The sequence below is a fragment of the Escherichia coli genome (assembly GCF_036503815.1).
In the GTDB taxonomy this organism is placed as follows: Bacteria; Pseudomonadota; Gammaproteobacteria; order Enterobacterales; family Enterobacteriaceae; genus Escherichia; species Escherichia coli_F.
Genome location: NZ_AP027764.1, coordinates 2,055,076 through 2,073,728 on the forward strand (window position 1 = coordinate 2,055,076; position 18,653 = coordinate 2,073,728).

Genomic DNA, 18,653 nt, shown 5'->3' on the forward strand with positions numbered 1-18,653 from the left:
TTTACACCGAACCTGCCCCTTTGGAATGGGCCTTTGAGGATACCAGTTAGTGCTGGCGAGCCTCGGTGGGCTGGTTTCCTGTGCGGCAAAGGTTCATTTCAAAGAGTAGGTACACGCTATGAAATCATTAACCCTCTTCAATCAACCAATTCGTATCGGTGAAGATGGCATGATCTGCCTCACTGATATGTGGAAAGCCAGTGGTAAAAGTGAATCTGAATCTCCGTACCACTACCTGCGAAACAAGCAGACCAAAGAGTTCTTAGCCGAGCTGGAGAAAAACCACGAATCTGTGGTTTTTACTGAGCGCGGTGTACACGGTGGAACATATGGCGGGAAGTTTGTTGCTTATGATTATGCAGCATGGCTAAACCCCGGATTTAAATATGCAGCCTATAAAGTCCTGGATGACTACTTCACCGGAGAACTTCAGCATCGCAACAGCTTAAGTGCGCAGCTCAATATGAAGTGTCATGAGTTTGATCAGAAAAAAGATATGGCGAGCTTCTGCGGACAAGGGCTGGCGGCATGGCGCTATACGAAGCCAGTGTTGGTCGCTGAGATTAACTCCCTGGCTAACCAGCTGCAGATTACGATCCCCAGGCTTCCGGGATGAGTGATCGTGTCATTGAATCCGCCTCCAGAGCGGGGCGTGACTTCTCAGAGTTCATGAAAGGCGAGAAGGGCATGATGGAAGCATTGGCCTCGGTGGATGAGTTTGGCGAGCAGCTGTGCCTCAACGGCTGTGTCAATCATCACTTTGTTAGCTACATGATGCGGAACTCGATCATGCAGGCATTCATGGACATGGCAAAAGCCGAGAGGAAAGAAGAGCGCCGGCGTAAGCGAGCGGAAGCAAAAGCGAAGTAGCCATTATAAAGCCTATCTACGGGTGGGCTTGATAATGGCTTATACCCTGCACGGGATAACTTAACTGATATCCCTTTTAACGGATAAAGGCATTCAAGCCTGACACATCATGCGCTGTATCGTCGCCGTATTCCCGCATTAACCATGACCGTAGCCCGACGGGGAATTCCTTCTGCGTGAGTGTGCGGGAATAATCAAAAACGATGCACACCGAGTTTTTACCGCGTTTATGGTTCGCGGGTTTGTCTCTCATGCTCCCCGTTCTGCTGCTTGGTTCTTCACGTTACGTGGTTGTCTCCTTTACCCGGAAGATCTGGAGCGCGTTACGCAGATTATTAATGGTGGGAAAAACGGCATTAAAGACCGCCGTGAACGTTACGTCAAAGCTAAAGCCGCATTGGTGTGAGGTCTCTGTGGGAATTGAAATGATTGTCGGCCTGATTGCTGCCTTGCTGGCAGTAATAGCCGGTGCTTTTGGTCTGGGTAAATCTCGCGGTACAAGTATCGCTGAGACAAAAGCGAACCAGCAACGCACTAAAGAACGTGCAACTGCTACTGAAGCCGTTGCAATACGCCGGGTAGAAACAACAAAAGGAGCCTGGGATGTACAGCAGATTGTTAATCATCTTCCTGATGGCGATGTTGACCGTGAGTTGCGCGAAAGATTTACCCGAAAAAACTGCAGTAACAGACACGGCTTGTGACTGGGTGAACATCATCTACCTCACTGAGCACGATATTACCGTGCAGGATAAGCAGACGAAGCGGGACATATTGGCGCATAACAAATCAGTGCAGGCTAACTGTAGAATGTATTGAAACTAATGCTTTTGTAAGCGAATGTGTGTAAGTGCGACATGGTTGTGTGTTTTATCTAAGAATTGTTTTACCGTAAAAGAGCATTTTGTGGTTGTAAAAAATGTGGGGAACTCGCTATAGTTCAGCCATAGAAAGCAGCTTTTCATTTTTTTTAAGCCTCATTTGAGGCTTTTTGCACATTTAGAAATTGAGTAAATGGCACATATAGTGTTTTCAGTGTTAAAAAGACACTATATGTAGCACTACAATAGGAGATTCCACTATGAGCCCGGCTGAGTTCTACGATTTCTATGGCATTAAACCTGCAGAGATGATGACTGGAGAAACTGTTAACAACTTTGCTTCCAGGGTACTTGCTCAACAAACGAGTACGAGTGGTAGTACCGGCGTTTGGTACTCTCAAGGTACTGCAGCGCAGGCTAAGCAAAATCAAAGTACACATCATCAACTTTACACCTACTAAACACCATGCCTAATTGGAGTGACGTACTGGGCGAGATGACGGCTCTCGCCCAGAAGAGTCCGATGGATGAGGTTCGCCGTAAATATTTATTACAACTGTCTAATCACACTGGAAGAAATGTAATTACATATTATTCCGGATGGTTGCAACATGGTGGTGCAGAAGTCCGACATCTCACCCAGATGACAGATGATGATAAAAATGGATTAATGACTGTTATTAATGGTTTAGATGTTACAAAGGGGGTGGATTTAATATTACATACCCCTGGAGGTGATATCGCTGCCTTAGAGTCTATTGGTCATTATCTGCGTTCTAAGTTTGGGACTGATATCAGAGCTATCGTTCCTATGATTTCAATGTCATGTGGTACCATGCTTGCGTGCTGTGCTAATGAAATCATAATGGGTAAACAGTCCAATATTGGCCCGATTGACCCTCAGTTTAATGGATTTTCTACACATGCTATTATTGAGGAATGGAATAGAGCTCAGGCGGAAATTTTTAACAATCCAGCAGCTGTGCAAATGTGGCAGTTTATACTTCAGAAACTCAACCCCACTATTATCGGAGAGTGTGAAAAAGCTATCCAATGGGCGAATGAGATTGTCAAGCACTGGCTTATGACGGGTATGTTTGCAAATGATCCGGAGTCAGAAACAAAAGCAACTCATGTATGCTCAGAGCTGAACAATCATCATACAACTTACACTCATTCGAGACATATCCATTTCGATAAAGCTCAGAAAATTGGATTGAATGTTACAGAACTGGAAAGTGATCAAGTCCTCCAGGATTTGGTTTTGACCATACATCACAGTTACATGCACTCGTTTGGTGGAGCCCCGATCGCAAAGATCATAGAAAACCATAATGGGAATGCTATGATTTGGAATATGCAATCGTAAGAACCTATTTACACACCATATTAGCCTCGCAGTAGCGGGGCTTTTTTATGCGCATCGCACGCGCACATCAAAGAGAGTCTTTCAGTAATGATTCTGGATATCATAGCTATAAATACAATTGATAGTTATTTTCATTTTGGCGGGTCCTTTCCGGCGATCCGACAGGCTACGGGGCGGCGACCTCGCGGGTTTTCGCTATTTATGAAAATTTTCCGGTTTAAGGTGTTTCCGTTCTTCTTCGTCGTAACTTAATGTTTTTATTTAAAATACCCCCTGAAAAGAAAGGAAACGACAGGTGCTGAAAACGGGCTTTTTGGCCTTTGTCGTTTCCTTTCTCTGTTTTTGTCCGTGGAATGAACAATGGAAGTCAACAAAAAGCAGCTGGCTGACATTTTCGGTGCGAGTATCCGTACCATTCAGAACTGGCAGGAACAGGGAATGCCCGTTCTGCGAGGCGGTGGCAAGGGTAATGAGGTGCTTTATGACTCTGCCGCCGTTATAAAATGGTATGCCGAAAGGGATGCTGAAATTGAGAACGAAAAGCTGCGCCGGGAAGTTGAAGAACTGCGGCAGGCCAGCGAGACAGATCTCCAGCCAGGGACTATTGAGTACGAACGCCATCGACTTACGCGTGCGCAGGCCGACGCACAGGAACTGAAGAATGCCAGAGACTCAGCTGAAGTGGTGGAAACCGCATTCTGTACTTTCGTGCTGTCGCGGATCGCAGGTGAAATTGCCAGTATTCTCGACGGGATCCCCCTGTCGGTGCAGCGGCGTTTTCCGGAACTGGAAAACCGACATGTTGATTTCCTGAAACGGGATATCATCAAAGCCATGAACAAAGCAGCCGCACTGGATGAACTGATACCGGGGTTGCTGAGTGAATATATCGAACAGTCAGGTTAACAGGCTGCGGCATTTTGTCCGCGCCGGGCTTCGCTCACTGTTCAGGCCGGAGCCACAGACCGCCGTTGAATGGGCGGATGCCAGTTACTATCTCCCGAAAGAATCCGCATACCAGGAAGGGCGCTGGGAAACACTGCCCTTTCAGCGGGCCATCATGAATGCGATGGGCAGCGACTACATCCGCGAGGTGAATGTGGTGAAGTCTGCCCGTGTTGGTTATTCCAAAATGCTGCTGGGTGTTTATGCCTACTTCATAGAGCATAAGCAGCGTAACACCCTTATCTGGTTGCCGACGGATGGCGATGCCGAAAACTTTATGAAAACTCACGTTGAGCCGACTATCCGTGATATTCCGTCGCTGCTGGCGCTGGCACCGTGGTATGGCAAAAAGCACCGGGATAACACGCTCACCATGAAGCGTTTTACCAATGGTCGTGGCTTCTGGTGCCTGGGCGGTAAAGCGGCAAAAAACTACCGTGAAAAGTCGGTGGATGTGGCGGGTTATGATGAACTTGCTGCCTTTGATGATGATATTGAACAGGAAGGCTCTCCGACGTTCCTGGGCGATAAGCGTATTGAAGGCTCGGTCTGGCCAAAGTCCATCCGTGGCTCCACGCCCAAAGTGAGAGGCACCTGCCAGATTGAGCGTGCTGCCAGTGAATCCCCGCATTTTATGCGTTTTCATGTTGCCTGCCCGCACTGCGGGGAGGAGCAGTATCTTAAATTTGGCGACAAAGAGACGCCGTTTGGCCTCAAATGGACGCCGGATGACCCCTCCAGCGTGTTTTATCTCTGCGAGCATAATGCCTGCGTCATCCGCCAGCAGGAGCTGGACTTTACTGATGCCCGTTATATCTGCGAAAAGACCGGGATCTGGACCCGTGATGGCATTCTCTGGTTTTCGTCATCCGGTGAAGAGATTGAGCCGCCGGACAGTGTGACCTTTCACATCTGGACGGCGTACAGCCCGTTCACCACCTGGGTGCAGATTGTCAAAGACTGGATGAAGACGAAAGGGGATACGGGAAAACGTAAAACCTTCGTGAACACCACGCTCGGTGAGACATGGGAAGCGAAAATCGGCGAACGTCCGGATGCTGAGGTGATGGCGGAGCGGAAAGAGCATTATTCAGCGCCCGTTCCTGACCGTGTGGCTTACCTGACCGCCGGTATCGACTCCCAGCTGGACCGCTACGAAATGCGCGTATGGGGATGGGGGCCGGGTGAGGAAAGCTGGCTGATTGACCGGCAGATTATTATGGGCCGCCACGACGATGAACAGACGCTGCTGCGTGTGGATGAGGCCATCAATAAAACCTATACCCGCCGGAATGGTGCAGAAATGTCGGTATCCCGTATCTGCTGGGATACTGGCGGGATTGACCCGACCATTGTGTATGAACGCTCGAAAAAGCATGGGCTGTTCCGGGTGATCCCCATTAAAGGGGCATCCGTCTACGGAAAGCCGGTGGCCAGCATGCCACGTAAGCGAAACAAAAACGGGGTTTACCTTACCGAAATCGGTACGGATACCGCGAAAGAGCAGATTTATAACCGCTTCACACTGACGCCGGAAGGGGATGAACCGCTTCCCGGTGCCGTTCACTTCCCGAATAACCCGGATATTTTTGATCTGACCGAAGCGCAGCAGCTGACTGCTGAAGAGCAGGTCGAAAAATGGGTGGATGGCAGGAAAAAAATACTGTGGGACAGCAAAAAGCGACGCAATGAGGCGCTCGACTGCTTCGTCTATGCGCTGGCGGCGCTGCGCATCAGTATTTCCCGCTGGCAGCTGGATCTCAGTGCACTGCTGGCGAGCCTGCAGGAAGAGGATGGTGCAGCAACCAACAAGAAAACACTGGCAGATTACGCCCGTGCCTTATCCGGAGAGGATGAATGACGCGACAGGAAGAACTTGCCGCTGCCCGTGCGGCACTGCATGACCTGATGACAGGAAAACGGGTGGCAACGGTACAGAAAGACGGACGGAGAGTGGAGTTTACGGCCACTTCCGTGTCTGACCTGAAAAAATACATTGCGGAGCTGGAAGTGCAGACCGGCATGACACAGCGACGCAGGGGACCTGCAGGATTTTATGTATGAAAACGTCCACCATTCCCACCCTTCTGGGGCCGGACGGCATGACATCGCTGCGTGAATATGCCGGTTATCACGGCGGTGGCAGCGGATTTGGTGGGCAGTTGCGGGCGTGGAACCCACCGAGTGAAAGTGTGGATGCAGCCCTGCTGCCCAACTTTACCCGTGGCAATGCCCGCGCAGACGATCTGGTACGCAATAACGGCTATGCCGCCAACGCCATCCAGCTGCATCAGGATCATATCGTCGGGTCTTTTTTCCGACTCAGTCATCGCCCAAGCTGGCGCTATCTGGGCATCGGGGAGGAAGAAGCCCGTGCCTTTTCCCGCGAGGTTGAAACGGCATGGAAAGAGTTTGCCGAGGATGACTGCTGCTGCATTGACGTTGAGCGAAAACGCACGTTTACCATGATGATTCGGGAAGGTGTGGCAATGCACGCCTTTAACGGTGAGCTGTTCGTTCAGGCCACCTGGGATACCAGTTCGTCGCGGCTTTTCCGGACACAGTTCCGGATGGTCAGCCCGAAGCGCATCAGCAACCCGAACAATACCGGAGACAGCCGGAACTGCCGTGCCGGTGTGCAGATTAATGACAGCGGTGCGGCGCTGGGATATTACGTCAGCGAGGACGGGTATCCTGGCTGGATGCCGCAGAAATGGACATGGATACCCCGTGAGTTACCCGGCGGGCGCGCCTCGTTCATTCACGTTTTTGAACCCGTGGAGGACGGGCAGACTCGCGGTGCAAATGTGTTTTACAGCGTGATGGAGCAGATGAAGATGCTCGACACGCTGCAGAACACGCAGCTGCAGAGCGCCATTGTGAAGGCGATGTATGCCGCCACCATTGAGAGTGAGCTGGATACGCAGTCAGCGATGGATTTTATTCTGGGCGCGAACAGTCAGGAGCAGCGGGACAAGCTGACCGGCTGGATTGGTGAAATTGCCGCGTATTACGCCGCAGCACCGGTCCGGCTGGGAGGCGCAAAAGTGCCGCACCTGATGCCGGGTGACTCACTGAACCTGCAGACGGCTCAGGATACGGATAACGGCTACTCCGTGTTTGAGCAGTCACTGTTGCGGTATATCGCTGCCGGGCTGGGTGTCTCGTATGAGCAGCTTTCCCGGAATTACGCCCAGATGAGCTACTCCACGGCACGGGCCAGTGCGAACGAGTCGTGGGCGTACTTTATGGGGCGGCGAAAATTCGTCGCATCCCGTCAGGCGAGCCAGATGTTTCTGTGCTGGCTGGAAGAGGCCATCGTTCGCCGCGTGGTGACGTTACCTTCAAAAGCGCGTTTCAGCTTTCAGGAAGCCCGCAGCGCCTGGGGGAACTGTGACTGGATAGGCTCCGGTCGTATGGCCATCGATGGTCTGAAAGAAGTACAGGAAGCGGTGATGCTGATAGAAGCCGGACTGAGTACCTACGAGAAAGAGTGCGCAAAACGCGGTGACGACTATCAGGAAATTTTTGCCCAGCAGGTCCGTGAAACGATGGAGCGCCGTGCAGCCGGTCTTAAACCGCCCGCCTGGGCGGCTGCGGCATTTGAATCCGGGCTGCGACAATCAACAGAGGAGGAGAAGAGTGACAGCAGAGCTGCGTAATCTCCCGCATATTGCCAGCATGGCTTTTAATGAGCCGCTGATGCTTGAACCCGCCTATGCGCGGGTTTTCTTTTGTGCGCTTGCAGGCCAGCTTGGGATCAGCCGCCTGACGGATGCAGTATCCGGCGACAGCCTGACTGCCGGAGAGGCACCCGCGGCGCTGGCGTTATCCGGTGATGATGACGGACCACGACAGGCCCGCAGTTATCAGGTCATGAACGGCATCGCCGTGCTGCCGGTGTCCGGTACGCTGGTCAGTCGGACGCGGGCGCTGCAGCCGTATTCGGGAATGACCGGTTACAACGGCATTATCGCCCGTCTGCAACAGGCTGCCAGTGACCCGATGGTGGACGGCATTCTGCTCGATATGGATACGCCAGGCGGAATGGTGGCGGGGGCATTTGACTGCGCTGACATCATCGCCCGTGTGCGTGACATAAAGCCGGTATGGGCGCTGGCCAATGACATGAACTGCAGCGCAGGTCAGCTGCTTGCCAGTGCCGCCTCCCGGCGTCTGGTCACGCAGACCGCCCGGACAGGCTCCATCGGCGTCATGATGGCTCACAGTAATTACGGCGCTGCGCTGGAGAAACAGGGCGTGGAAATCACGCTGATTTACAGCGGCAGCCATAAGGTGGATGGCAACCCCTACAGCCATCTACCGGATGATGTCCGGGAAACACTGCAGTCCCGGATGGATGCAACCCGCCGGATGTTTGCACAGAAGGTGTCGGCATATACCGGCCTGTCTGTGCAGGCTGTGCTGGATACCGAGGCTGCAGTGTACAGCGGTCAGGAGGCCATTGATGCCGGACTGGCTGATGAACTTGTTAACAGTACCGATGCGATCACCGTCATGCGTGATGCACTGGATGCACGTAAATCCCGTCTCTCAGGAGGGCGAATGACCAAAGAGACTCAATCAACAACTGTTTCAGCCACTGCTTCGCAGGCTGACGTTACTGGCGTGGTGCCAGCGACAGAGGGCGAGAACGCCAGCGCGGCGCAGCCGGACGTAAACGCGCAGATCACCGCAGCGGTTGCGGCAGAAAACAGTCGCATTATGGGGATCCTCAACTGTGAGGAGGCTCACGGACGTGAAGAACAGGCACGCGTGCTGGCCGAAACCCCCGGTATGACCGTGGAAACGGCCCGCCGCATTCTGGCAGCTGCACCACAGAGTGCACAGGCGCGCAGTGACACTGCGCTGGATCGTCTGATGCAGGGGGCACCGGCACCGCTGGCTGCAGGTAACCCGGCATCTGATGCCGTTAACGATTTGCTGAACACACCAGTGTAAGGGATGTTTATGACGAGCAAAGAAACCTTTACCCATTACCAGCCGCTGGGCAACAGTGACCCGGCACATACGGCAACCGCGCCCGGCAGATTGAGTGCGAAAGCGCCTGCAATGACCCCGCTGATGCTGGATACCTCCACCCGTAAGCTGGTTGCGTGGGATGGCACCACCGACGGTGCTGCCGTTGGCATTCTGGCGGTTGATGCTGACCAGACCAGCACCACGCTGACGTACTACAAGTCCGGCACGTTCCGTTATGAGGATGTGCTCTGGCCGGAGGCTGCCAGCGACGAGACGAAAAAACGGACCGCGTTTGCCGGAACGGCAATCAGCATCGTTTAACCTTACCCTTCATCACTAAAGGCCGCCTGTGCGGCTTTTTTTACGGGATTTTTTTATGTCGATGTACACAACCGCCCAGCTGCTGGCGGCAAATGAGAAGAAATTTAAGTTTGATCCGCTGTTTCTGCGTCTCTTTTTCCGTGAGAGCTATCCCTTCACCACGGAGAAAGTCTATCTCTCACAAATTCCGGGACTGGTAAACATGGCGCTGTACGTTTCGCCGATTGTTTCCGGTGAGGTTATCCGCTCCCGTGGCGGCTCCACCTCTGAATTTACACCGGGATATGTCAAACCCAAGCATGAGGTGAATCCGCAGATGACCCTGCGTCGCCTGCCGGATGAAGATCCACAGAATCTGGCGGACCCGGCTTACCGCCGCCGTCGCATCATCCTGCAGAACATGCGAGACGAAGAGCTGGCCATTGCTCAGGTCGAAGAGATGCAGGCAGTTTCTGCCGTGCTTAAGGGCAAATACACCATGACCGGTGAAGCCTTCGATCCGGTTGAAGTGGATATGGGCCGCAGTGTGGCGAACAACATCACGCAGTCCGGCGGTACGGAGTGGAGCAAGCGTGACAAGTCCACGTATGACCCGACCGACGATATCGAAGCCTACGCGCTGAACGCCAGCGGTGTGGTGAATATCATCGTGTTTGATCCGAAAGGCTGGGCGCTGTTCCGTTCCTTCAAAGCCGTCAAGGAGAAGCTGGATACCCGTCGCGGCTCTAATTCCGAGCTGGAGACAGCGGTAAAAGACCTGGGCGAAGCGGTGTCCTATAAGGGGATGTATGGCGATACGGCGATCGTCGTGTATTCCGGACAGTATGTGGAAAACGACGTCAAAAAGAACTTCCTTCCGGACAACACGATGGTGCTGGGGAACACTCAGGCACGCGGTCTGCGCACCTATGGCTGCATTCAGGATGCGGACGCACAGCGCGAAGGTATTAACGCCTCTGCCCGCTACCCGAAAAACTGGGTGACCACCGGCGATCCGGCGCGTGAGTTCACCATGATTCAGTCAGCACCGCTGATGCTGCTGGCTGACCCTGATGCGTTCGTGTCCGTACAACTGGCGTAATCATGGCCCTTCGGGGCCATTTTCTCTCTGTGGAGGAGTCCATGACGAAAGATGAACTGATTGCCCGTCTTCAGGTGCTGGGTGAGCAACTGAACCGTGATGTCAGCCTGACGGGGACGAAAGAAGAACTGGCGCTCCGTGTGGCAGAGCTGGAAGAGGAGCTTGATGACACTGCCGATCAGGATACCCCTCTCAGCCCGGAAAATGCGCTGACCGGGCATGAAAATGAGGTGGTATCAGCGCAGCCGGATACCGTGACTGATACGGCTGCTCTGGTCACGGTCGTGGCACTGGTGACGCTGCATACTGATGCACTTCACGCCACGCGGGATGAGCCTGTGGCATTTGTGCTGCCGGGAACGGCGTTTCGTGTCTCTGCCGGTGTGGCAGCCGAAATGACAGAACATGGCCTGGCCAGAATGCAATAACGGGAGGCGCTGTGGCTGATTCCGATAACCTGTTCGATGCTGCCATTGCCCGCGCCGATGAAACGATACGCGGGTACATGGGAACGTCAGCCACCATGACATCCGGTGAGCTGTCCGGTGCTGTGATACGTGGTGTTTTTGATGACCCTGAAAATATCAGCTATGCCGGACAGGGGGTGCGCGTTGAAGGCTCCAGCCCGTCCCTGTTTGTCCGGACTGATGATGTGCGGCAGCTGCGGCGTGGAGACACACTGACCATCGGCGAGGAAAACTTCTGGGTGGACCGGATTTCGCCGGATGATGGCGGAAGCTGTCATCTCTGGCTTGGGCGGGGCGTACCGCCTGCCGTTAACCGTCGCCGCTGAAAGGGGGATGTATGGCCATAAAAGGTCTTGAGCAGGCCGTTGAAAACCTCAGCCGTATCAGCAGAACGGCGGTGCCCGGTGCCGCCGCAATGGCCATTAACCGCGTTGCTTCATCCGCGATATCGCAGTCGGCGTCACAGGTTGCCCGTGAGACAAAGGTACGCCGGAAACTGGTAAAGGAAAGGGCCAGGCTGAAAAGGGCCACGGTCAAAAATCCGCAGGCCAGAATCAAGGTTAACCGGGGGGATTTGCCCGTAATAAAGCTGGGTAACGCGCGGATTGTCCTGTCCCGACGCAGGCGTCGTAAAAAGGGGCAGCGTTCAGCCCTGAAAGGTGGCGGCAGCGTGCTTGTGGTGGGAAACCGTCGTATTCCCGGCGCGTTTATTCAGCAACTGAAAAATGGCCGGTGGCATGTCATGCAGCGTGTGGCCGGGAAAAACCGTTACCCCATTGATGTGGTGAAAATCCCGATGGCGGTGCCGCTGACCACGGCGTTTAAACAAAATATTGAGCGGATACGGCGTGAACGTCTTCCGAAAGAGCTGGGCTATGCGCTGCAGCATCAACTGAGGATGGTAATAAAGCGATGAAACATACTGAACTCCGTGCAGCCGTACTGGATGCACTGGAGAAGCATGACACCGGGGCGACGTTTTTTGATGGTCGCCCCGCTGTTTTTGATGAGGCGGATTTTCCGGCAGTTGCCGTTTATCTCACCGGCGCTGAATACACGGGCGAAGAGCTGGACAGCGATACCTGGCAGGCGGAGCTGCATATCGAAGTTTTCCTGCCTGCTCAGGTGCCGGATTCAGAGCTGGATGCGTGGATGGAGTCCCGGATTTATCCGGTGATGAGCGATATCCCGGCACTGTCAGATTTGATCACCAGTATGGTGGCCAGCGGCTATGACTACCGGCGCGACGATGATGCGGGCCTGTGGAGTTCAGCCGATCTGACTTATGTCATTACCTATGAAATGTGAGGACGATATGCCTGTACCAAATCCAGCAATACCGGTGAAAGGTGCCGGAACCACCCTGTGGGTTTATAACGGGAGCGGCGACCCTTATGCGAACCCGCTTTCAGACGTTGACTGGTCGCGTCTGGCAAAAGTTAAAGACCTGACGCCCGGCGAACTGACCGCTGAGTCCTATGACGACAGTTATCTCGATGATGAAGATGCGGACTGGACCGCGACCGGGCAGGGGCAGAAATCTGCCGGAGATACCAGCTTCACGCTGGCGTGGATGCCCGGAGAGCAGGGGCAGCAGGCGCTGCTGGCGTGGTTTAATGAAGGCGATACCCGTGCCTATAAAATCCGCTTCCCGAACGGCACGGTCGATGTGTTCCGTGGCTGGGTCAGCAGTATCGGTAAGGCGGTGACGGCGAAGGAAGTGATCACCCGCACGGTGAAAGTCACCAATGTGGGACGTCCGTCGATGGCAGAAGATCGCAGCACGGTAACAGCGGCAACCGGCATGACCGTGACGCCTGCCAGCACCTCGGTGGTGAAAGGGCAGAGCACCACGCTGACCGTGGCCTTCCAGCCGGAGGGCGTAACCGACAAGAGCTTTCGTGCGGTGTCTGCGGATAAAACAAAAGCCACCGTGTCGGTCAGTGGTATGACCATCACCGTGAACGGCGTTGCTGCAGGCAAGGTCAACATTCCGGTTGTATCCGGTAATGGTGAGTTTGCTGCGGTTGCAGAAATTACCGTCACCGCCAGTTAATCCGGAGAGTCAGCGATGTTCCTGAAAACCGAATCATTTGAACATAACGGTGTGACCGTCACGCTTTCTGAACTGTCAGCCCTGCAGCGCATTGAGCATCTCGCCCTGATGAAACGGCAGGCAGAACAGGCGGAGTCAGACAGCAACCGGAAGTTTACTGTGGAAGACGCCATCAGAACCGGCGCGTTTCTGGTGGCGATGTCCCTGTGGCATAACCATCCGCAGAAGACGCAGATGCCGTCCATGAATGAAGCCGTTAAACAGATTGAGCAGGAAGTGCTTACCACCTGGCCCACGGAGGCAATTTCTCATGCTGAAAACGTGGTGTACCGGCTGTCTGGTATGTATGAGTTTGTGGTGAATAATGCCCCTGAACAGACAGAGGACGCCGGGCCCGCAGAGCCTGTTTCTGCGGGAAAGTGTTCGACGGTGAGCTGAGTTTTGCCCTGAAACTGGCGCGTGAGATGGGGCGACCCGACTGGCGTGCCATGCTTGCCGGGATGTCATCCACGGAGTATGCCGACTGGCACCGCTTTTACAGTACCCATTATTTTCATGATGTTCTGCTGGATATGCACTTTTCCGGGCTGACGTACACCGTGCTCAGCCTGTTTTTCAGCGATCCGGATATGCATCCGCTGGATTTCAGTCTGCTGAACCGGCGCGAGGCTGACGAAGAGCCTGAAGATGATGTGCTGATGCAGAAAGCGGCAGGGCTTGCCGGAGGTGTCCGCTTTGGCCCGGACGGGAATGAAGTTATCCCCGCTTCCCCGGATGTGGCGGACATGACGGAGGATGACGTAATGCTGATGACAGTATCAGAAGGGATCGCAGGAGGAGTCCGGTATGGCTGAACCGGTAGGCGATCTGGTCGTTGATTTGAGTCTGGATGCGGCCAGATTTGACGAGCAGATGGCCAGAGTCAGGCGTCATTTTTCCGGTACGGAAAGTGATGCGAAAAAAACAGCGGCAGTCGTTGAACAGTCGCTGAGCCGACAGGCGCTGGCTGCACAGAAAGCGGGGATTTCCGTCGGGCAGTATAAAGCCGCCATGCGTATGCTGCCTGCACAGTTCACCGACGTGGCCACGCAGCTTGCAGGCGGGCAAAGTCCGTGGCTGATCCTGCTGCAACAGGGGGGGCAGGTGAAGGACTCCTTCGGCGGGATGATCCCCATGTTCAGGGGGCTTGCCGGTGCGATCACCCTGCCGATGGTGGGGGCCACCTCGCTGGCGGTGGCGACCGGTGCGCTGGCGTATGCCTGGTATCAGGGCAACTCAACCCTGTCCGATTTCAACAAAACGCTGGTCCTTTCCGGCAATCAGGCGGGACTGACGGCAGATCGTATGCTGGTCCTGTCCAGAGCCGGGCAGGCGGCAGGGCTGACGTTTAACCAGACCAGCGAGTCACTCAGCGCACTGGTTAAGGCGGGGGTAAGCGGTGAGGCTCAGATTGCGTCCATCAGCCAGAGTGTGGCGCGTTTCTCCTCTGCATCCGGCGTGGAGGTGGACAAGGTCGCTGAAGCCTTCGGGAAGCTGACCACAGACCCGACGTCGGGGCTGACGGCGATGGCACGCCAGTTCCATAACGTGACGGCGGAGCAGATTGCGTATGTTGCTCAGTTGCAGCGTTCCGGCGATGAAGCCGGGGCATTGCAGGCGGCGAACGAGGCCGCGACGAAAGGGTTTGATGACCAGACCCGCCGCCTGAAAGAGAACATGGGTACGCTGGAGACCTGGGCAGACAGGACAGCGCGGGCATTCAAATCCATGTGGGATGCGGTGCTGGATATTGGTCGTCCTGATACCGCGCAGGAGATGCTGATTAAGGCAGAGGCTGCGTTTAAGAAAGCGGACGACATCTGGAGTCTGCGCAAGGATGATTATTTTGTTAACGATGAAGCGCGGGCGCGTTACTGGGATGATCGTGAAAAGGCCCGTCTTGCGCTTGAAGCCGCGAGAAAGAAGGCTGAACAGCAGAGTCAACAGGACAAAAATGCGCAGCAGCAGAGCGATACTGAAGCGTCACGGCTGAAATATACCGAAGAGGCGCAGAAGGCTTACGAACGGCTGCAGACGCCGCTGGAGAAATATACCGCCCGTCAGGAAGAACTGAACAAGGCACTGAAGGACGGGAAAATTCTGCAGGCAGATTACAACACGCTGATGGCGGCGGCGAAAAAGGACTATGAAGCGACGCTGAAAAAGCCGAAACAGTCCGGCGTGAAGGTGTCTGCGGGCGATCGTCAGGAAGACAGTGCTCATGCTGCCCTGCTGACGCTTCAGGCTGAACTCCGGACGCTGGAGAAGCATGCCGGAGCAAATGAGAAAATCAGCCAGCAGCGCCGGGATTTGTGGAAGGCGGAGAGTCAGTTCGCGGTACTGGAGGAGGCGGCACAACGTCGCCAGCTGTCTGCACAGGAGAAATCCCTGCTGGCGCATAAAGATGAGACGCTGGAGTACAAACGCCAGCTGGCTGCACTTGGCGACAAGGTTACGTATCAGGAGCGCCTGAACGCGCTGGCGCAGCAGGCGGATAAATTCGCACAGCAGCAACGGGCAAAACGGGCCGCCATTGATGCGAAAAGCCGGGGGCTGACTGACCGGCAGGCAGAACGGGAAGCCACGGAACAGCGCCTGAAGGAACAGTATGGCGATAATCCGCTGGCGCTGAATAACGTCATGTCAGAGCAGAAAAAGACCTGGGCGGCTGAAGACCAGCTTCGCGGGAACTGGATGGCAGGCCTGAAGTCCGGCTGGAGTGAGTGGGAAGAGAGCGCCACGGACAGTATGTCGCAGGTAAAAAGTGCAGCCACGCAGACCTTTGATGGTATTGCACAGAATATGGCGGCGATGCTGACCGGCAGTGAGCAGAACTGGCGCAGCTTCACCCGTTCCGTGCTGTCCATGATGACAGAAATTCTGCTTAAGCAGGCAATGGTGGGGATTGTCGGAAGTATAGGCAGCGCCATTGGCGGCGGCGCATCAGCGTCAGGCGGTACAGCCATTCAGGCAGCTGCGGCGAAATTCCATTTTGCGACCGGAGGGTTTACGGGAACCGGCGGCAAATATGAGCCAGCGGGGATTGTTCACCGTGGTGAGTTTGTCTTCACGAAGGAGGCAACCAGCCGGATTGGCGTGGGGAATCTTTACCGGCTGATGCGCGGCTATGCGGAAGGTGGTTATGTGGGCGGTGCCGGAAGTCCGGCGCAGATGCGGCGGGCTGAAGGCATTAATTTTAATCAGAACAATCACGTGGTGATTCAGAACGACGGTACGAATGGTCTGCCAGGTCCACAGATGATGAAGGCAGTGTATGACATGGCCCGCAAGGGTGCCCGTGATGAAATTCAGACACAGATGCGTGATGGTGGCCTGTTCTCCGGAGGTGGACGATGAAAACCTTCCGCTGGAAAGTGAAACCCGGTATGGATGTGGCTTCGGCCCCTTCCGTAAGAAAGGTGCGCTTTGGTGATGGCTATTCCCAGCGAGCGCCTGCCGGGCTGAATGCCGACCTGAAAACGTACAGCGTGACGCTTTCTGTTCCCCGTTGGGAGGCCACGGCGCTTGAGTCGTTTCTGGCTGAGCACGGGGGCTGGAAATCCTTTCTGTGGACGCCGCCTTATGAGTGGCGGCAGATAAAGGTGACCTGCGCAAAATGGTCGTCGCGGGTCAGTATGCTGCGTGTTGAGTTCAGCGCAGAGTTTGAACAGGTGGTGAACTGATGCAGGATATCCGGCAGGAAACACTGAATGAATGCACCCGTGCGGAGCAGTCGGCCAGCGTGGTGCTCTGGGAAATCGATCTGACAGAGGTCGGTGGAGAACGTTATTTTTTCTGTAATGAGCAGAACGAAAAAGGTGAGCCGGTCACCTGGCAGGGGCGACAGTATCAGCCATATCCCATTCAGGGGAGTGGTCTTGAACTGAATGGCAAAGGCACCAGTACGCGCCCCACGCTGACGGTTTCTAACCTGTACGGTATGGTCACCGGGATGGCGGAAGATCTGCAGAGTTTGGTCGGCGGAACGGTGGTCCGGCGTAAGGTTTACGCCCGTTTTCTGGATGCGGTGAACTTCGTCAACGGAAACAGCGACGCCGATCCGGAGCAGGAGGTGATCAGCCGCTGGCGCATCGAGCAGTGCAGCGAACTGAGCGCGGTGAGTGCCTCCTTTGTACTGTCCACGCCGACGGAAACGGATGGCGCTGTTTTTCCGGGACGTATCATGCTGGCCAACACCTGCACCTGGACCTATCGCGGCGATGAGTGCGGTTATCACGGTCCGGCGGTCGCGGATGAATATGACCAGCCAACGTCCGATATCACGAAGGATAAATGCAGCAAATGCCTGAGCGGTTGTAAGTTCCGCAATAACGTCGGCAACTTTGGCGGCTTCCTTTCCATTAACAAACTTTCGCAGTAAATCCCATGACACAGACAGAATCAGCGATTCTGGCGCACGCCCGGCGATGTGCGCCAGCGGAGTCGTGCGGCTTCGTGGTAAGCACGCCGGAGGGGGAAAGATATTTCCCCTGCGTGAATATCTCCGGTGAGCCGGAGGCGTATTTCCGTATGTCGCCGGAAGACTGGCTGCAGGCAGAAATGCAGGGTGAGATTGTGGCGCTGGTCCACAGCCACCCCGGTGGTCAGCCCTGGCTGAGTGAGGCCGACAGGCGGCTGCAGGTGCAGAGTGATTTGCCGTGGTGGCTGGTCTGCCGGGGGGCGATTCACAAGTTCCGCTGTGTGCCGCATCTCACCGGGCGGCGCTTTGAGCACGGGGTGACGGACTGTTACACGCTGTTCCGGGATGCTTATCATCTGGCGGGGATTGAGATGCCGGATTTTCATCGCGGGGATGACTGGTGGCGTAACGGTCAGAATCTCTATCTTGACAATATGGAGGCGACTGGTTTTTACCGTGTCGCACTGACAGAGGCGCAGCCTGGCGACGTGCTGCTGTGCTGCTTTGGTTCATCGGTGCCGAATCATGCCGCCATTTACTGTGGTGACGGCGAGCTGCTGCACCATATTCCTGAACAACTGAGCAAACGAGAGAGGTATACCGACAAATGGCAGCGACGCACACACTCCCTCTGGCGTCACCGGGCATGGCGCGCATCTGCCTTTACGGGGATTTACAACGATTTGGCCGCCGCATCGATCTGCGTGTGAAAACGGGGGCCGAAGCCATCCGGGCGCTGGCCATGCAGATCCCGGCGTTTCGTCAGAAGCTGAGCGACGGCTGGTATCAGGTACGCATTGCCGGGCGTGATACAGGTGAAACGGAATTATCAGCCCGTCTTAATGAACCGCTGGCAAATGGTGCTGTGATCCATATCGTGCCGCGTCTGGCGGGAGCCAAAAGTGGCGGTGTGTTTCAGGCTGTGCTGGGGGCGGCTGTTATGGCGGTTGCTATATGGATGCCGGGGGTAGGAATTATGGCGAGTAATCTGCTGTTTTCTCTCGGTGCCAGTATGACGCTTGGCGGTGTTGCACAGATGCTGGCCCCTAAACCCAAAACCCCCCGCACACAGACAACGGATAACGGCAAACAGAACACCTATTTTTCTTCACTGGATAATATGGTTGCCCAGGGCAATGTCCTGCCCGTTCTGTACGGTGAAATGCGTGTGGGGTCACGTGTGGTTTCTCAGGAGATCAGCACGGCAGACGAAGGGGACGGTGGTCAGGTTGTGGTGATTGGTCGCTGATGCAAAACATTTTATGTGAAACCGCCTGCGGG

General features: G+C 54.9%; 25 protein-coding genes and 1 pseudogene. All 26 read left to right on the forward strand.

All coding sequences use genetic code 11. The features are described 5' to 3' along the window. Window positions 1-118 precede the first annotated feature (118 nt). The 26 genes and pseudogenes from AABJ99_RS09690 (at window position 119) to AABJ99_RS09815 (ending at window position 18,621) form a co-directional block, all read left to right on the forward strand. The gene (locus AABJ99_RS09690) at window positions 119-616 is read left to right on the forward strand and encodes a KilA-N domain-containing protein (RefSeq protein ID WP_338387545.1); all 498 of its coding nucleotides are present in this window, start codon (window positions 119-121) and stop codon (window positions 614-616) included. Continuing rightward, entirely contained in the window at window positions 613-870 is a 258-nt protein-coding gene (locus AABJ99_RS09695) for a hypothetical protein (RefSeq protein ID WP_176264478.1), read from the forward strand. Before AABJ99_RS09690 ends, AABJ99_RS09695 begins: the two co-directional genes overlap by 4 nt. Window positions 871-1,120: 250 nt before the next feature. Further along, a pseudogene (locus AABJ99_RS09700) lies at window positions 1,121-1,276 on the forward strand (glycoside hydrolase family 19 protein); the annotation flags it as partial. Between the two features lie 7 nt (window positions 1,277-1,283). Beyond that, window positions 1,284-1,574: a hypothetical protein gene (locus AABJ99_RS09705; protein WP_176264490.1), complete on the forward strand. Its 291-nt coding sequence runs from the start codon at window positions 1,284-1,286 to the stop codon at window positions 1,572-1,574. Next, a complete protein-coding gene (locus AABJ99_RS09710) occupies window positions 1,510-1,689 on the forward strand; it encodes a hypothetical protein (protein ID WP_029397176.1) in 180 nt (59 codons plus the stop codon). Before AABJ99_RS09705 ends, AABJ99_RS09710 begins: the two co-directional genes overlap by 65 nt. A gap of 262 nt (window positions 1,690-1,951) precedes the next feature. Continuing rightward, window positions 1,952-2,152, forward strand: a complete 201-nt coding sequence (locus AABJ99_RS09715) for a hypothetical protein (protein ID WP_029397174.1) — start codon at window positions 1,952-1,954, stop codon at window positions 2,150-2,152. Between the two features lie 62 nt (window positions 2,153-2,214). Beyond that, window positions 2,215-3,060 carry an SDH family Clp fold serine proteinase gene (locus AABJ99_RS09720; RefSeq protein ID WP_227474167.1) on the forward strand — a complete coding sequence of 282 codons (846 nt, stop codon included), beginning with the start codon at window positions 2,215-2,217 and terminating at the stop codon, window positions 3,058-3,060. 360 nt (window positions 3,061-3,420) lie between these two features. Further along, a complete protein-coding gene (locus AABJ99_RS09725) occupies window positions 3,421-3,966 on the forward strand; it encodes a DNA-packaging protein (RefSeq protein ID WP_000453587.1) in 546 nt (181 codons plus the stop codon). Further along, a complete protein-coding gene (locus AABJ99_RS09730) occupies window positions 3,941-5,866 on the forward strand; it encodes a phage terminase large subunit family protein (protein ID WP_064559591.1) in 1,926 nt (641 codons plus the stop codon). Before AABJ99_RS09725 ends, AABJ99_RS09730 begins: the two co-directional genes overlap by 26 nt. Then, window positions 5,863-6,069, forward strand: coding sequence for a phage head-tail joining protein (locus tag AABJ99_RS09735; protein ID WP_000198149.1), 207 nt, complete (start codon window positions 5,863-5,865; stop codon window positions 6,067-6,069). The genes AABJ99_RS09730 and AABJ99_RS09735 overlap by 4 nt, the downstream gene beginning before the upstream one ends. Next, entirely contained in the window at window positions 6,066-7,667 is a 1,602-nt protein-coding gene (locus AABJ99_RS09740) for a phage portal protein (RefSeq protein ID WP_001306958.1), read from the forward strand. Before AABJ99_RS09735 ends, AABJ99_RS09740 begins: the two co-directional genes overlap by 4 nt. Beyond that, window positions 7,648-8,967, forward strand: a complete 1,320-nt coding sequence (locus AABJ99_RS09745; protein ID WP_032345753.1) for a S49 family peptidase — start codon at window positions 7,648-7,650, stop codon at window positions 8,965-8,967. The genes AABJ99_RS09740 and AABJ99_RS09745 overlap by 20 nt, the downstream gene beginning before the upstream one ends. Before the next feature lie 9 nt (window positions 8,968-8,976). Further along, on the forward strand, window positions 8,977-9,309 hold the full coding sequence (locus AABJ99_RS09750; protein ID WP_338387546.1) for a head decoration protein: 333 nt from the start codon (window positions 8,977-8,979) through the stop codon (window positions 9,307-9,309). A 55-nt stretch (window positions 9,310-9,364) separates the two neighbouring features. Beyond that, complete coding sequence (locus AABJ99_RS09755) at window positions 9,365-10,390, forward strand: major capsid protein (RefSeq protein ID WP_000063218.1); 1,026 nt, start codon at window positions 9,365-9,367, stop codon at window positions 10,388-10,390. A gap of 41 nt (window positions 10,391-10,431) precedes the next feature. After that, window positions 10,432-10,818 carry a DNA-packaging protein FI gene (locus AABJ99_RS09760; RefSeq protein ID WP_338387547.1) on the forward strand — a complete coding sequence of 129 codons (387 nt, stop codon included), beginning with the start codon at window positions 10,432-10,434 and terminating at the stop codon, window positions 10,816-10,818. A gap of 11 nt (window positions 10,819-10,829) precedes the next feature. After that, window positions 10,830-11,183 (forward strand): head-tail joining protein, encoded by a 354-nt coding sequence (locus AABJ99_RS09765; RefSeq protein ID WP_000785282.1) that lies wholly within the window; start codon window positions 10,830-10,832, stop codon window positions 11,181-11,183. A gap of 11 nt (window positions 11,184-11,194) precedes the next feature. Beyond that, entirely contained in the window at window positions 11,195-11,773 is a 579-nt protein-coding gene (locus AABJ99_RS09770; protein ID WP_000985116.1) for a phage tail protein, read from the forward strand. Beyond that, window positions 11,770-12,165: a phage minor tail U family protein gene (locus tag AABJ99_RS09775; protein ID WP_000683105.1), complete on the forward strand. Its 396-nt coding sequence runs from the start codon at window positions 11,770-11,772 to the stop codon at window positions 12,163-12,165. The genes AABJ99_RS09770 and AABJ99_RS09775 overlap by 4 nt, the downstream gene beginning before the upstream one ends. A 7-nt stretch (window positions 12,166-12,172) precedes the next feature. Continuing rightward, the gene (locus tag AABJ99_RS09780) at window positions 12,173-12,913 is read left to right on the forward strand and encodes a phage tail protein (RefSeq protein ID WP_042966661.1); all 741 of its coding nucleotides are present in this window, start codon (window positions 12,173-12,175) and stop codon (window positions 12,911-12,913) included. Window positions 12,914-12,928: 15 nt separating this feature from the next. Continuing rightward, window positions 12,929-13,351, forward strand: a complete 423-nt coding sequence (gpG, locus tag AABJ99_RS09785) for a phage tail assembly chaperone G (protein ID WP_000479153.1) — start codon at window positions 12,929-12,931, stop codon at window positions 13,349-13,351. Next, window positions 13,333-13,767, forward strand: coding sequence for a phage tail assembly protein T (locus tag AABJ99_RS09790; protein ID WP_000459457.1), 435 nt, complete (start codon window positions 13,333-13,335; stop codon window positions 13,765-13,767). The genes gpG and AABJ99_RS09790 overlap by 19 nt, the downstream gene beginning before the upstream one ends. Continuing rightward, window positions 13,760-16,309, forward strand: coding sequence for a phage tail tape measure protein (locus AABJ99_RS09795; protein WP_338387548.1), 2,550 nt, complete (start codon window positions 13,760-13,762; stop codon window positions 16,307-16,309). Before AABJ99_RS09790 ends, AABJ99_RS09795 begins: the two co-directional genes overlap by 8 nt. Further along, a complete protein-coding gene (locus tag AABJ99_RS09800) occupies window positions 16,306-16,635 on the forward strand; it encodes a phage tail protein (RefSeq protein WP_000847332.1) in 330 nt (109 codons plus the stop codon). The genes AABJ99_RS09795 and AABJ99_RS09800 overlap by 4 nt, the downstream gene beginning before the upstream one ends. Next, window positions 16,635-17,333 (forward strand): phage minor tail protein L, encoded by a 699-nt coding sequence (locus AABJ99_RS09805; RefSeq protein WP_001152652.1) that lies wholly within the window; start codon window positions 16,635-16,637, stop codon window positions 17,331-17,333. The genes AABJ99_RS09800 and AABJ99_RS09805 overlap by 1 nt, the downstream gene beginning before the upstream one ends. A 5-nt stretch (window positions 17,334-17,338) precedes the next feature. Further along, complete coding sequence (locus AABJ99_RS09810) at window positions 17,339-18,082, forward strand: C40 family peptidase (protein ID WP_187186370.1); 744 nt, start codon at window positions 17,339-17,341, stop codon at window positions 18,080-18,082. Next, on the forward strand, window positions 18,019-18,621 hold the full coding sequence (locus AABJ99_RS09815) for a tail assembly protein (protein WP_000090847.1): 603 nt from the start codon (window positions 18,019-18,021) through the stop codon (window positions 18,619-18,621). The genes AABJ99_RS09810 and AABJ99_RS09815 overlap by 64 nt, the downstream gene beginning before the upstream one ends. Window positions 18,622-18,653: the final 32 nt, after the last annotated feature.